Annotated in this window: 12 protein-coding genes; 3 read left to right on the top strand and 9 right to left on the bottom strand. The window is 68.4% G+C overall.

What is annotated here, in order from left to right:
* Nucleotides 1-70 precede the first annotated feature (70 nt).
* Complete coding sequence (locus ABZS29_RS15515; protein ID WP_355462296.1) at nucleotides 71-3805, top strand: endo-alpha-N-acetylgalactosaminidase family protein; 3735 nt, start codon at nucleotides 71-73, stop codon at nucleotides 3803-3805.
* Between the two features lie 62 nt (nucleotides 3806-3867).
* On the opposite strand, the gene ABZS29_RS15510 is transcribed toward ABZS29_RS15515, so the two are convergent.
* The 7 genes from ABZS29_RS15510 to hppD all read right to left on the bottom strand — a co-directional run bounded on the left by ABZS29_RS15510 (nucleotide 3868) and on the right by hppD (nucleotide 10366).
* Nucleotides 3868-4287, bottom strand: coding sequence for a hypothetical protein (locus tag ABZS29_RS15510; protein ID WP_355462295.1), 420 nt, complete (start codon nucleotides 4285-4287; stop codon nucleotides 3868-3870).
* A gap of 125 nt (nucleotides 4288-4412) precedes the next feature.
* Nucleotides 4413-5654: a HAMP domain-containing sensor histidine kinase gene (locus tag ABZS29_RS15505; RefSeq protein WP_355462293.1), complete on the bottom strand. Its 1242-nt coding sequence runs from the start codon at nucleotides 5652-5654 to the stop codon at nucleotides 4413-4415.
* Nucleotide 5655: 1 nt separating this feature from the next.
* A complete protein-coding gene (gene cseB / locus ABZS29_RS15500; protein ID WP_132409936.1) occupies nucleotides 5656-6354 on the bottom strand; it encodes a two-component system response regulator CseB in 699 nt (232 codons plus the stop codon).
* A 5-nt stretch (nucleotides 6355-6359) separates the two neighbouring features.
* A complete protein-coding gene (locus ABZS29_RS15495) occupies nucleotides 6360-6965 on the bottom strand; it encodes a hypothetical protein (protein WP_355462291.1) in 606 nt (201 codons plus the stop codon).
* A gap of 142 nt (nucleotides 6966-7107) precedes the next feature.
* The gene (locus ABZS29_RS15490; protein WP_355462289.1) at nucleotides 7108-8484 is read right to left on the bottom strand and encodes an FAD-linked oxidase C-terminal domain-containing protein; all 1377 of its coding nucleotides are present in this window, start codon (nucleotides 8482-8484) and stop codon (nucleotides 7108-7110) included.
* Nucleotides 8485-8537: 53 nt separating this feature from the next.
* The gene (locus ABZS29_RS15485; protein ID WP_355462287.1) at nucleotides 8538-8993 is read right to left on the bottom strand and encodes a hypothetical protein; all 456 of its coding nucleotides are present in this window, start codon (nucleotides 8991-8993) and stop codon (nucleotides 8538-8540) included.
* 170 nt (nucleotides 8994-9163) lie between these two features.
* A complete protein-coding gene (hppD, locus tag ABZS29_RS15480) occupies nucleotides 9164-10366 on the bottom strand; it encodes a 4-hydroxyphenylpyruvate dioxygenase (RefSeq protein WP_355462285.1) in 1203 nt (400 codons plus the stop codon).
* A gap of 93 nt (nucleotides 10367-10459) precedes the next feature.
* Between hppD and ABZS29_RS15475 the strand changes: the two genes are divergently transcribed.
* Entirely contained in the window at nucleotides 10460-10990 is a 531-nt protein-coding gene (locus ABZS29_RS15475; protein ID WP_355462283.1) for an Lrp/AsnC family transcriptional regulator, read from the top strand.
* 166 nt (nucleotides 10991-11156) lie between these two features.
* On the opposite strand, the gene ABZS29_RS15470 is transcribed toward ABZS29_RS15475, so the two are convergent.
* Complete coding sequence (locus ABZS29_RS15470) at nucleotides 11157-11801, bottom strand: helix-turn-helix domain-containing protein (RefSeq protein ID WP_132409924.1); 645 nt, start codon at nucleotides 11799-11801, stop codon at nucleotides 11157-11159.
* An 84-nt stretch (nucleotides 11802-11885) separates the two neighbouring features.
* Between ABZS29_RS15470 and ABZS29_RS15465 the strand changes: the two genes are divergently transcribed.
* Nucleotides 11886-12626 (top strand): hypothetical protein, encoded by a 741-nt coding sequence (locus ABZS29_RS15465; RefSeq protein WP_355462281.1) that lies wholly within the window; start codon nucleotides 11886-11888, stop codon nucleotides 12624-12626.
* Here the strand turns inward: ABZS29_RS15465 and ABZS29_RS15460 are convergent.
* Nucleotides 12623-13855 carry an MFS transporter gene (locus ABZS29_RS15460; RefSeq protein WP_355462280.1) on the bottom strand — a complete coding sequence of 411 codons (1233 nt, stop codon included), beginning with the start codon at nucleotides 13853-13855 and terminating at the stop codon, nucleotides 12623-12625. The genes ABZS29_RS15465 and ABZS29_RS15460 overlap by 4 nt on opposite strands.
* Nucleotides 13856-13859 lie beyond the last annotated feature (4 nt).

The following is a 13859-nucleotide window of genomic DNA, read 5'->3' as shown; positions in this document are numbered from 1 at the left end:
GCGGTCTAGACTTGTTCATAAGTGTTCGTTTCTCTTGACTAGCTTGCGCTTACGTGCGAACTTGCTGCGCATGAAACGTTCAGTGGGGTGTGGAGTACTGCTCGTCGCTGGGGTGCTCACGGTGCCGACGGGAGCGCAGGCCGCGGATGACCTGACGCTTCGGTCGCCGGAGCTCACGGTCACGGTGGGGGCCGACTTCCCCCGCGTGATCAAGTACGTCGACAACGCGTCCGGCCAGGCGCTGGGCGGCCGGGCCGAGCCCTTGTCGGCGGTCACGATCGACGGAGTCGCGCGAACCGCGCACCTGTCCGGTCCACCGACGATCAGCGGCGGGACGGCGTCGTACAAGCTGGCCTTCGACGCGCTGCCGGGTGTGGAGCTCGACGCGAGTCTGAGCGTCGCCGGACGGGTCACGACGTTCCGGATCGACGCGGTCCGCGACACCGAGACCAGCCGGGTGCACACGATCGACATCCCGGACCACGATCTGGTGTCGGTGGCGAGTACGGATGCCGGCGCGACCACCGCCTTCACCACGCTGGATCCCGACTCCACCCGGACCGCGGACAAGATCGCCCCGGTCACCGGTACGACGCCCGCCGACGCCGCCGCGGTGGGAGCGACGTACGCGTTCGTGAACACCAGTGGGCTGGCGGCGGGGATCGAGTCGAACTCGGTCTACGACAAGCCGGCCGGGCAGTCCGTCGACGACGGTGCCCGGTTCTGGCACCGCGCCCGGAAGGGGACCGACGGGAGTACCCGGGTCGGCGTCTGGAGTGGGCAATGGACCTATCGCGCGGACACCTCGCCGTACCCGGAGCCGTTGCCGTGGGCAAAGGTTGTCGTGACCCCGGACGCGAACCAGGACCAGACCGTCGACTGGCAGGACGGCGCGATCGCGTTCCGCTCGATCATGACCGAGCCGAAGGGCGGCGACCAGGTCAAGAACCGCGTGATCACCCACATCCCGTTCAACTTCGCGAGCCAGGCATCGCATCCGTTCCTGCGGACGCTGGACGACGTCAAGCGGATCTCGCTGGCCACCGACGGGCTCGGGCAGCTGGCGATCCTGAAGGGCTACGGCTCCGAGGGTCACGACTCAGCGCATCCGGACTACGGCGGCAACTACAACATCCGCGCCGGCGGGCTGGCCGATCTGAACAAGCTGCTCCAGCAGGGCAAGAGCTGGAACGCCGGCTTCGGCGTCCACGTGAACGCCACTGAGTCCTACCCGGAAGCCAACGCGTTCAGCGAGGATCTCGTCGACAAGAGCGCCAAGGGCTGGAACTGGCTGAACCAGAGCTACTACATCAAGCAGCGTCCTGATCTTGCCTCGGGCAACATCATCAAGCGGTTCCAGCAGCTGCGCGAAGAGACCGACAAGAACCTGCAGGAGCTGTACATCGACGTCTACTACCAGTCCGGCTGGCTGGCCGACGGCCTGACCCGGCAGCTCGGCGACCAGGGCTGGCAGATCGCCACCGAGTGGGCCGACCGGCACGAGCGCACCTCGCTCTGGTCGCACTGGGCCAACGACCTCGACTACGGCGGCCCGACCAACAAGGGCCTGAACTCGCAGATCATCCGGTTCGTCCGCAACCACGAGAAGGACGTCTGGAACAACGACCCGATCCTGGGTCAGGCCAGCCTGGTCGAGTTCGAGGGCTGGACCGGCGAGGTCGACTGGAACAAGTTCTACGCCAACATCTGGCAGAAGAACCTGCCGGCGAAGTTCCTGCAGCAGCAGAAGATCACCGACTGGAACACCGGTGCGATCAGCTTCACCGGCGGCGTTCGCGGCGCGGTCGAGGACGGCAAGCGCACCCTGTACGTCGGGAACGCGAAGGTGCTCGACGGCGACAAGTACCTGCTGCCGTGGGACGGGAACAAGAAGCTCTACCACTACAACCCGGCCGGCGGCCGCAGCACCTGGCAGGTCCCGGCCGCGCTCGCCGGAGTCCCGTCGTACGGCGTCTACAAGCTCACCGACACCGGCCGCGTGAAGGTCGGGACTGTCCGCGCCACGCGTGGCTCGGTGACTCTCGACGCGGCAGCCGGTCAGCCTTACGTGCTGTACCCGATCGCCGCGCCGGCCCCGAAGCCGGCGAAGTTCGGTGAGGGCACCCATCTGCAGGACCCCGGCTTCAACGCCGGCAATCTGAACGCGTGGAACGCGGGTGGCGGCGCGACGATCGACACGCTGGCGAACGGGCAGCACGTGGCCTCGCTCGGGACGCGTTCGTCGTCACTGCGGCAGTCGATCACCGGGCTGATGCGCGGCAAGACCTACAGCGCCTCGGCGTGGATCGAGGTCGAGCCCGGCAAGTCCCGCCCGACCACGATCAGCGTCGATGGTGTGCGCAACACCGTCGTACGGTCGACCGCGAAGAACCAGGTCGCTTCGGACGACAAACAAGGCGCCTTCTATCAGCGGGCCCGCGTGGTGTTCACGGCCAAGGGATCGACCGCCGCGCTGAGCATCGGGGCATCGGCCGGTACGGCGAAGGTGCGGATCGACGACGTCCGGGTGGTGGAGACCACGAAGACCACTACCGAAAGCTTCGAGAACGTCGACCAGGGCTGGGGACCGTTCGTGAAGGGTGACGCCGGTGGCGTGACCGATCCGCGCACCGTGCTCGCGCGCAAGCACGCGCCGTACACGCAGGCCGGGTGGAACGGGAAGCTGGTCGACGACGTACTGGACGGTGAGTGGTCGCTCAAGTCGCACGAGGAGAACGAGGGACTCGTCTATCGGACCGCGCCCTGGGCGGTGAACTTCCAGCCAGGACACAAGTACAAGGTCAGCTTCGACTACGCGAGCGGCCGGGCCGGGCAGTACGCCTGGGTGCGTGGCGTGGATCGACCGGACTCGGTCGAGGTGAAGGCGACGCCGATCGGTGAACAGCGGTCCAAGGCGGCGTTCAGCCAGGAGTTCGTGGCCGGCTGCGGCGGCGACACCTGGGTCGGGCTGCGCAAGTTGACCGACGGCGGCGACCAGACCGACTTCATCATCGACAACTTCGCGGTGACCGATCTCGGCGCAACGTCGGAGCCGGCCGACTGCACCTCGGTGGCGGTCACCGGTACGAGTGGATTGGTCTCCGGTGAGGCGAACACGATCACGACCTCGTTCACGAACAACGATGTGGTTGCCGTTGACAACATCATGCTCGGCCTCACCGGCCCGGCCGGATGGACGATCACTCCGACCTCACCGGCGACGTACACCTCGGTTGCGGCCGGGGCCACCGTGAACACGACGTGGGACGTCACGCCCCCGGCCGGCACTACCGAAGGCAAGTACGTGCTGACGGCAACGGGCGGTCAGTCTGTGGCCACCGCGGAGGCGACGGTGTTGCCGCCGGGGATCGTGCCGCAGTCGCGGATCAAGGTCGCGGACGTGAGCAGCGAGGACGTCGGCACCGGTGGCGCGGCGACCGCGGCCCTGGACGGAAACCCCAGCACCCTCTGGCATTCCGCGTGGTCCGAGGTCAGCACTCCGGCGACCTTCCCGCACCACTTGACCCTCGACCTGGGGTCGACGTACCAGGTGAACGGGCTCAGCTACCTGCCCCGGCAATCGGGAACCAACGGAATGTTCAAGGGCTACGAGATCTACGTCAGCGCCGACGGACAGACCTGGGGTACGCCGGTCGCCACCGGCCAGTTCCCGAACTCCATCGCGGTCCAGCGGGTCGACTTCCCCGCCGTCGCCGGCCGCTACGTGAAGTTCGTCGGCACAAGCTCCCTGAACGGCGCAGTCTTCGGCTCCGCCGCCGAGCTGAACGTGTACGGCACGCACTAGTCAAGACAACAGGCGGCGCCTGGCTCCTCCCCGAGAGGCCAGGCGCCGCTGGTGTTTTCAGATCACTTGGTGATCGTGACGGCGACCGCGGCGCTGGCGGTCTTCGCGGTGACGACGCGGAACTTGTTCACGCCGGTGCGGCCGCTCTGGACCCAGACCGAGTAGGTGCTCTTCGCGGTGACCTTGGTGGTGGCCGGGAAGTTGACCCACTTGCTGTTCTCGAGGCGCTGGACCTGGACGACCGTGTTCTTGGCGATCCCGGTGGTCTTGCCGCTGAAGGAGACCTTCGCCCAGGCCTTCGCGGTGGTCTTGTCGGCCTTGATGGTCACCGACTTGGCGACGGCGGGCTGGGTGGCCGCGACCGGCTTGGGGCCGGCGGCGTTGGCCTGCAGTGCGCCGGCGACGCCGAAGCCGGTGGCGGCCAGGGCGAGACCCGCGACGGTGGCGGCGGTACGGCGGACGAACTGCGAACGGTTGCGCATGATGTTAGTTTTCCCCTCGTTGTCCAGGCCCTCGGTGAGCCTTTCACTCCAGGAGACGCCCGGACTCGGCGAGAGGTTGTGTTAAGACTTCGTCACAGCCGAAATCCCTGCCTGTGCTGGGGAATTCAGTCGTCGCTCTCGAGGGCCGGGAGCACCAGCCGGGCCAGCGCGCCGCCGTCCGGCGCGGTGCCGTAGGTGAGCTCGGCGCCGAGCACCTTGGCGTGGCCGGCCGCGATGGTGAGGCCGAGACCATGGCCGACGCCCCGCTCGGCCATCCCGGAGCGGAACCGGCGGGGGCCCTCGGCAATCAGTTCCTCCGGATAGCCGTTGCCGTGGTCAACGACCTCGACGGTCCGGCCGGTCACCGTCACCTCGATCGGCGGGCGGCCGTGCCGCAGGCCGTTGACGATCAGGTTCGCCAGGATGCGCTCGATCCGGCGGGAGTCGGTCGAGACGGTCTCGTCCTTCCCGTTCAGGTGGACGACGACGCTGTCCGGCGCGAGCGACTGCTGCATCCGCAACCGGCCGACCGCCGAACCGACGAAGGCCCCGAGCCCGACCAGCTCCAGATCGGCTTGCTCCACGCCCGAATCGAACCGGGCGATCTCCAGCAAATCCTCGACCAAGCGCCGCAGCACCTTGGCCCGGTCCCGCACCAGCTCACTGGGCCGGCCGGGCGGCAGCAACTCCGCCGCGGTCGTGAGCCCGGTGACCGGCGTACGGAGGTCGTGGGCGACGTCAGCGGTGAACCGGCGCTCCGCCTCCAGCTGACCGCGCAGCGAACTGGCCATCGTGTCCAAGGCAGCGGCCAACGACGCCACCTCGTCCTTGCCGCGGCCGACCGCCTCGGTCGCCGACGCGTCCAGACCACCAGCGGCAATCTGGCGAGCCGTGCCCGCGACCGCGACGATCCGCTTGGACAGCCCGCCGGCCAGGATCACGCTGACCAGCGCGACCAGGCCGACCGTACCGAGGCCACCGAAGATGAGGGCGCGCTGCAGCGCCCGCATCGACTCGTCGGTGGTCTCGTAGTCCTGCACGATCGAAAGGATCTTGCCGTCCCGGACGGTGACCGCGGCCCACATCTTCGCGTTCGGCGACCCGGTCTTGAACGTCGCCCGCTTCCCGTCCCTGACCGCCGCCCGCAACTGCGGGGGCAGCTCCGGATCGTCCAGCTTCGACCCGAACACCGGGATCGTGGTCTGGTCGTAGCTCTGCGCCGCCAGCTGCACCCGCTCGTCGGCGAAGCTCCGCGTCCGGTCCAGCCGCGCCGACTGGGCCTGCGTGTAAACCGCCACGCAGAGCACCAGAATGGCGAGCGCCGAAACCAGCAGGAAGATCAGCCCGAGTTTGCCTCTCAGGCCCATGTCAGGCCCGGAGTTTGTATCCGAATCCGCGGACGGTTTCGATGCGGTCGGCACCGATCTTGGTCCGCAGACGCTGCAGGTGGACGTCGACGAGGCGGCCGTCGCCACCCCATTCGTAGTCCCAGACCCGCTGCAGCAGCGTGGACCGGCTGAGCACGACGCCCGGGTTGTTCGCGAACTCGATCAGCAGCTTCAGCTCCGTCGGCGTCAGCTGGACGGTCGCGCCGCTGCGCCGCACCTCGAGGGCTTCGCGGTCGAGCTCCAGGTCGCCGAACGACTCCACGCCGGAGCCCGCGGCCGGGGCCGGACGCTCGGGGTCGGAGACCGCCCGCCGCAGCACCGCGCGCAGGCGGGCCACCAGGACCTGGGTGTCGAAGGGCTTGGTGACGTAGTCGTCGGCCCCTGCCTCGAGCCCGAGCACGACGTCCAGCGCGTCACCGCGCGCGGAGACCATCACGATCGGGACCGTGCTGGTCTCGCGGATCCGGCGGCACACCGAGATCCCGTCCAGCCCGGGCAGCATGATGTCCAGCATCACCACATCGGGATGGATCTTCTCGAAACGCTCGATCGCCTCCAGGCCGTCCTCGGCCGTGGTGACGTCGTAGCCGTGCCGCTCGAGGGTCAACTGCGTCGCCTCACGGATCACCGCGTCGTCCTCGACCATGAGAATGCGCGCTGCCGGTTCTTCCGGTACCACGAACTTCAGTCTCCCTTTTGTCCCGTCGTGCTCACCCTGGTCATCTGCCGACCGTCCCAACGGTAGACCTCCACCTTGCGCCCGGAGGGGCAGCAGGGCTTGTCGTCCGCCTGGAAGTTTTCGGATTCGACCACCAGGTCGCCCTGGGGACTAGCGTTGATCGTCGGCTGGTCCACCTTCAGGCTCCAGATCCGCCGCGGTCCGGTCGGTTCGAGCGCGATCAGGAACACGCCGAACACGAACTTTTCCAGGGTGTGGATGTAGACGACCTGCTGGGGAACTCCGTTGTGCATAACATCAACGGTCGGACCCTGCCTGAGGCAACGCGAAATCACCGTACATTTCGCGAGCACTGTGCGCGCGTTCGGTTCGATGCCCTTGTCGGCGAGCAACTTTGTCCTGACCTGAGCCAGGGAGATCGCCGGTACGGGCGTTGTCCGGTAGCCGGGAGTGGTGGTCGCCGCGGCCGATGGCAGGGCCGGCGTCACCGACGTGGTGTCAGCCGGCTCCGCGCCCTCGACCCGCAGGCCGCTCCCGTTTCCACAGGAGGCCAGCAGGCCCAGCGCGGCCACGGCCGCGACGGCAGGGCCGAGCAGGCGCTGCATACGCATAGGGCGCCTCCTACCCGGCCTCATCGACGATTCCCCCCGGAGATTCAGACAACTACCTTCCATAGTGCTGGCCGCACGTCACATTCGACGGCCATGGACGTCCAATGGCCCCGGCAGTTCCGTTGCGGTTGGGTCACAGCTGTCAGCCCGCCACGACTTTGCCGGGATTCAGCAGATTTTCCGGGTCCAGCGCGGCCTTGATCGCCCGGTGCACATCGATCGCGACCGGACCGATCTCCTCGGCCAGCCAGGCTCGTTTCAGGACGCCGACACCGTGCTCACCGGTGATAGTGCCACCGAGCTCCAAGCCCACCTCCATGATCCGGTCGAACGCCACCTGCGCCCGCTCGGCCTGGCCCGGATCCGCCGGATCGAAGACCACCGTCGGGTGCATGTTGCCGTCACCAGCATGCCCGAGGACACCGACAGTAATGTCCAGCTCGGTGGCCAGCGCCTCGACCGCGCCGATGAAGTCGGCCAGCCGGGACCGCGGCACACAGACGTCGTCGATCATCGTCGTCCCGAGCTGGTCGAGCGCGATCAGCGCCGCCCGCCGGGCCTCCAGCAGCAGCTCCCCCTCGGCCGGGTCGTCCGCCTCGATGCACTCGATCGCGCCGTGGTCACGGCAGAGCTTGGCCACCGCGGCGACGTCGGCCGCGCCCGCCTCGCCGCCGGCGTCGGACTGGGCGATCAGCATCGCGGCCGCCTCGGTCGGCAGGTCCATCCGCTTGTACGAGTTCACCGCCGCGATCGTCGTCCGGTCCATGATCTCCAGCAGGCTCAGCGAGACACCGCTGCGGATGATCTCGACGATCGCCTCGCCGGCCGCGACACCGGAGCTGAACAGCGCCGCCATCGTCCGCGGCCGGGCGGCCTCCGGCCGCAGCGCAAGGGTCGCCTCGGTGATGATGCCGAGCGTCCCCTCGCTGCCGACGATCAGTTTGGTGAGGTCATAGCCGGCCACGCCCTTCACGGTCTTCCGCCCGGTGCGCAGGATCCGGCCGTCGGCCAGCACCACTTCGAGACCGAGCACGTAGTCGGTGGTGACGCCGTACTTGACGCAGCACAGACCGCCGGAGTTCGTGGAGAGGTTGCCGCCGATCGAGCAGAACTCCCAGCTGGACGGATCCGGCGGGTAGAACAGGCCCTGCTCGGCCACCGCCCGCGACAGCACCGCGTTGAAGACGCCCGGCTGCGTGACGACGTACCGGTCGATGGGCTCGATCGCGAGGATCTTGTCCATCTTCTCCAGCGAGATCACGATGCAGCCGTCGAGTGCGTTCGCCGCACCCGACAGCCCCGACCGCGCTCCTTGGGGAACCACCGGCACCCCGGCCGCGGCCGCGACCCGCACGGCTGCCTGCACGTGCGCCGTCTCCCGCGCCAGTACGACGGCAGCGGGCATCCCGGCCGGGCAGAACATGGCCCGGTCGTACCGGTAGCTCTCCATCCGGTCCGGATCCGTCACCAGCGCCTCGGGCGGTAGCACCCGGCGCAGCTCGTCGACCACCTCACTCATAGCTCTGAGCCTAGTGTTCCGAGGGGCGCTGTGCGCTGGTCACGGTGTCCGGATCAGCGGATGTACCCGGTGTAGTTCTTGCCGAGCTCCGAATAGCCGCCGCCGTAGTTCTGGTACTCGGCGCCGTAGGCACGGAAACTCGACCCGTTGGTGGATCTGATCTTCGGTGTCCGGCAGCTGCGCTGGCCGGTGACCACCTCGTCGTTGCCACCGCTGCTGTTGCAGCTCCACTTCTGGCCGTCGCGCCGGACCAGGAAGGCGTTGGCCTTCGCGTTGGCCGGCAGCGGCGAGTCCATCCGGACCTCGGCCCAGAACCGGGAGCAACTGTCCTTGAACACGTAGACCTTGCCCCAGCTGGGTGGCTGGTTGCCGCGCAGCATCGGCGCGCTGTCCTGACTCACGATCGAGCAGTTGGCCGCCTCGGCGGCCTGGGCCGGCACGGTGACGAGCGCGATCGCGCCCACCCCGGCAAGGCCCGCGGTGCTGAGCAGAATGCCCAGAGTCTTCATGGCGAAACCCTTCCTGAGCACACGCCCCGACGCGCGCTCAGGAACGCACACTACGCGAACAGCCCCTGCCTTGACAGTCATTCCGGTAATCGGACGGCGACACGCCGTACGCTGCGTGTCGCCGTGACCTGTTGCCACCGGCAAGCGTTAGAGGTGGCCGCGACTGGACGTCAGAGGTTGCCGCGACGCTCCTGCTCGCGCTCGATCGCCTCGAACAGCGCCTTGAAGTTGCCCTTGCCGAAGCCCAGCGAGCCGTGCCGCTCGATCAGTTCGTAGAACACCGTCGGCCGGTCGCCGAGCGGCTTCATGAAGATCTGCAGCAGGTAGCCGTCCTCGTCACGGTCGACCAGGATCTTGCGCTTCTGCAGCTCCTCGATCGGGACGCGGACGTGGCCGATCCGCTCCCGCAGCTCCGGGTCCTCGTAGTACGAGTCCGGGGTGTTGAGGAACTCGACGCCGTTGGCCCGCATGATGTCGACGGTGCGCAGGATGTCGTTGGTGGCCAGCGCGATGTGCTGCGCGCCGGCGCCGTCGTAGAACTCCAGGAACTCGTCGATCTGCGACTTCTTCTTCGCGATCGCCGGCTCGTTCAGCGGGAACTTGACCCGGTGGTTGCCGTTGGCCACCACCTTGCTCATCAGCGCCGAGTAGTCGGTGGCGATGTCGTCGCCGACGAACTCGGCCATGTTCACGAAGCCCATCACCTTGTTGTAGAAGGTGACCCACTCGTCCATCCGGCCGAGCTCGACGTTGCCGACCACGTGGTCGATCGCCTGGAACAGCCGCTTCGGGTGTCCCTCCGGCCGCACGACCTGGGTCTCGGCCGCCACGAACCCGGGCAGGTAGGGGCCGTTGTAGCGGCTGCGGTCGATCAGCGTGTGCCGGGTGTCGCCGTACGCCGCGATCGCCGCCCGGCGGATCGTGCCGTGCTCGTCGCTGACGTCGTTCGGCTCCTCGAGCACGATCGCACCCTGCTCGCGGGCGTGCTTGATGCACTTGTCGACGTCCGGAACCTCAAGCGCGATGTCGGAGACACCGTCGCCGTGCTTGCGGTGGTGGTCGTTGAGCGGGCTGTCCGGGGTGACCCCGCCGGTGATCACGAACCGGCCCGAACCGGCCTTCAGCACGAACGCCTTGTGGTCCTTGGTGCCGTGCTCCGGACCGGTGTACGCGACCAGGTCCATCCCGAAGGCCAGCTGGTAGTACTTCGCGGTCTGCGTCGCGTTGCCGACCACGAACACCACGGCGTCCATCGAGGTCACCGGGAACGGGTCGGTGCTCTCGTCGTACGGCACCAGGCCGACAAGCTGCTTGAGCTGGTCGAGGTCGAGATCGGCGTCGAGCTCTGCGGGGGTGAGGTCGGTGCTGGTCATGGGGCCTCCTGGAGTCGAAACAGTGAGCCGAGCCTCGCCGCAGGCATGCAGGTTGCGCAACAGTTCTCTGTTTCACTGATCAGGTTGACCAGTATGGTTGGGAGACGGCTGGACTATTTGGTCAGTCTGACCATCCTGGGAGGCGACATGTCGGTGGACGCACTCGACGCCCGGATCCTCGAGCTGTTCGCGGCCGAGCCACGGGTCGGCGTACTGGAAGCATCCCGCCGCCTGGGCGTCGCCCGCGGTACCGTCCAGGCCCGCCTCGACCGCCTGCACCGCGACGGCGTCGTCCGCGGCTGGGGCCCCGACATCGACACCACCGCCATCGGCTACCCCGTCACCGCCTTCGCCACCCTCCAGATCGAGCAAGGCTCCGGCCACGCCGGCGTCGCCGCCGCCCTCGCCCGCATCCCCGAAGTCCTCGAGGTCCACACCATCACCGGCGCCGAAGACCTCTGGTGCCGCATCGTCGCCCGCTCCAACGCCGACCTCCAACGCGTCATCGACCAGGTCGTGAAGGTCAGCGGCATCCAACGCGCCTCGACGGTCATCGCCCTAGCCGAACAAATCCCCCACCGAGTCCTCCCCCTGGTGAACGCCGCCACCCGCCCCACCCCCTGACCCGCGCACCACCCCCGCGGAGCCCGCCCTCGCAACACCAACGGATATCCGCTGGTATTGCCCCTTCTCCCGGTCGTATACGAGCCGAGAAGGGGCAAGCCGGACGGATATCCCCTCAAATGCACCTCAGGCGGCGGTGGGGGTTCGCGGTTGTACGGCGGATGGGTCAGGCGAGGCGTTTGGCTACTTCTACCGCGGCGCGGGCTACGCGGGGGCCGACGAAGTCGCGGTCGAGTTTGCCGAGGACGACGACGCCGATGGAGGCTTCGACGCCTGGTACGCCGAGGACCGGGGACGAGACGCCTTGGGCGCCGGCCTGGAGTTCGCCGGAGGTGACGACGAAGGGGCGGCCGGCGGGGTCGGGTTTGCGGCGGCCGGCCAGGATCGCCTTGCCGGCGGCGCCCTGGTCGAGGGCGTGCCGGGAGCCCATCCGGTAGGAGACGTGGAAGTCGGTCCAGGAGGGCTCGATGACGGCGATGGCCAGGGCTTCGTCACCGTCGGCGACGGTCAGGTGCGCGGTGGCGCCGGTGTCTTCCGCGAGGGAGCGCAGTACGGGGAGGGCGGCGTCGCGGAGGGTGGGCTGCACGCGGCGGCTGTAGTGGAGGACGGCCAGGCCTAGCCGGGCGCGGCCCTCGCTGTCGCGGCGGACCAGGCGGTGCAGTTCGAGGGTGTTCACCAGGCGGTAGACGACCGTCCGGCTGACCCGGAGCGCGGCCGCCAGCTCGGTGATCGAGAGACCGTCCGGCGCGTCCGCCAGCAACTCGAGGACGGTGAGTCCTCGGTCGAGCGTCTGGGAGGTCTCTGCGGGCACTCCAGAAGCCTATCCGCTTTGCGGGCAGAGCCCGAGGAGACAGCACTGTTCGGATGGGAACCCGTGGCCCCGTATCTTGCTGCCGTGCGAAATTACTGGGCGCTCCTCCCCGCCATCGCCGTCATCGTGGGGCTGATCCTGCTCTACGCGATCCCCACGCTGATCAATCCGCAGTGGACCAAGACCGTCCTGAACCTGTTCCGGCAGCACCCGGAGGACGAGCAGGCCGAGGCCGGGCTGCCGGCCGGGGTGCTCGGGCCGCAGCAGATCAGGTCACGGCGGATGCTGGCTGCGTTCCTGGTGGTCGGCGCGCTCGCACTGGTCGGTTTCAACGTCAGCCTGAACCGCGAGGCCAACGCCTGCTACACCGCCGCGCACGCCTTCGGCGCGATCGACAGCAAGGCGTCCAAGGACCCCTGCATCTCGATGATTTTCGGCACTTTCATCGGCGACGGCACCGGCCCCTCGTTCGAGGACCACCCGCAGCCCGTCTCCGTCTACCAGGTCGTGGAGAAGAAGCGCCCGACGTACCTTCGGTGGATCCAGAACCCGCCGAAGTACGAGAACGACACGATCCTGCTCGGTACGTCGATCGAGTGCGCGATGGACCTGCGCCTCGAGGAGCACGACGACAAGATCACCGTGATGATCGACGCGGACGCCCCGTGCCCGCCGTCGACCGGCGTGTCGCTGACCGCGGTGAAGCTCAAGCAGCCGCTCGCCAACCGCAAGCTGGTCACGGTCGGCGACAAGGAGATGCAGCGGATCACCCCGGACGTCGCCTCCTGGCCGAAGGTCCTCGGCAAGCTGGTGACCGGCGGCTAACTCAGCGCCCGGACTTCCGAGTCGTACACGCGGAACGGGCGGTTGCGGGCCAGCAGGACGAGCAGCCCGATGATGCAGACCGTGGCGCCGCCGAGCAGGGCGATGGTCGGGGTCGTGAGGGAGGCCGTCGTTCCGGCGACGAAGTCTCCGAGGCGTGGGCCGCCGGCCACGACCACGATGAAGACGCCCTGCAGCCGGCCGCGCATCGCGTCCGGAGCCGCTGACTGCAGCACGGTGTTCCGGTACGCCGAACTCACCATGTCAGCGGCGCCCGACAACGCAAGCAACGCGACGCCCAGCCAGATGGTCCGGGCGAGCCCGAACAACCCGACCGCCGTCGCGTACGCCGTGATCGCGACCACGATCGCGATCCCCTGCCGCCGGATCCGCGTCACCCAGCCCGAGAACAGCACGCCGAGCAGCGCACCGATCGCCGGCGCAGCCTGCAGCAGCCCGACCGTCTTCACTCCCCCGGCGAAGAACGAGCCCGCGACCGCCGGGAACAGCGCCCGCGGCTGCGCGAACACCATCGCCAGGATGTCCGCAAGGAACGTCGCCAGCAGCGCCGGCGCCGCCCGCAGGAACGTGAACCCCTCCAGCACCGACCGGATCCCGGCCCGCCGTACCAGCCCGGTCGGCGGCACCGGCGGCAGCCTGAGCAACGCGTAGAGCGCCGCGGTGAAGGTGACCACATCCACCAGGTACGCCGCCGCGAAGCCGTGCCACGCGATCACCGCGGCGCCGAGCAGCGGGCCGGCCGTGAAGCCCAGGTTGAACGAGGCCTGACTGAGCGTGTTCGCGGCCGGGAGCAGCTCCGGCCGGATCAGCCGCGGGATGATCGCCGACCGCGCCGGGTTGTTCACCGCGAAACACGCCGACTGGCAGGCGACCACGGCGTACAGGACCCAGGTCTGGTTCCAGTGCGACTGGGACTGCAGGACGAGGACCATCGACAGCAGCCACAGTCCGCTGGACGAGATCAGCGCGAGCAGTCGCCGGTCGATCGCGTCGGCCATCGCGCCGCCGTACAGGCCGAAGACGACCAGCGGCACCAGCGAGAACAACCCGACCAGCCCGACCGAGAACGTCGAGTGCGTGAGCGCGTACACCTGGATCGAGACGGTCACCGCCGTCATCTGCTGCCCGAGCTGCGACACCGTCGACCCGATCCACAACCGGCGGAAATCGGCGGACTCCCGCAGCGGTCGGATATCGGTGAGAAGCGGCACGAAC

The organism is Kribbella sp. NPDC005582, assembly GCF_040605415.1.
Lineage (GTDB): Bacteria > Actinomycetota > Actinomycetes > Propionibacteriales > Kribbellaceae > Kribbella.
This window is presented reverse-complemented; position numbering and strand designations above follow the sequence as displayed.

Coding starts and splice junctions, on each gene's coding strand:
- ABZS29_RS15515 (WP_355462296.1), top strand. CDS start 71: ATGAAACGTTCAGTGGGGTGTGGAGTACTGCTCGTCGCTGGGGTGCTC.
- ABZS29_RS15510 (WP_355462295.1), bottom strand. CDS start 4,287: ATGCGCAACCGTTCGCAGTTCGTCCGCCGTACCGCCGCCACCGTCGCG.
- ABZS29_RS15505 (WP_355462293.1), bottom strand. CDS start 5,654: ATGGGCCTGAGAGGCAAACTCGGGCTGATCTTCCTGCTGGTTTCGGCG.
- ABZS29_RS15495 (WP_355462291.1), bottom strand. CDS start 6,965: ATGCGTATGCAGCGCCTGCTCGGCCCTGCCGTCGCGGCCGTGGCCGCG.
- ABZS29_RS15490 (WP_355462289.1), bottom strand. CDS start 8,484: ATGAGTGAGGTGGTCGACGAGCTGCGCCGGGTGCTACCGCCCGAGGCG.
- ABZS29_RS15485 (WP_355462287.1), bottom strand. CDS start 8,993: ATGAAGACTCTGGGCATTCTGCTCAGCACCGCGGGCCTTGCCGGGGTG.
- hppD (WP_355462285.1), bottom strand. CDS start 10,366: ATGACCAGCACCGACCTCACCCCCGCAGAGCTCGACGCCGATCTCGAC.
- ABZS29_RS15475 (WP_355462283.1), top strand. CDS start 10,460: ATGGTTGGGAGACGGCTGGACTATTTGGTCAGTCTGACCATCCTGGGA.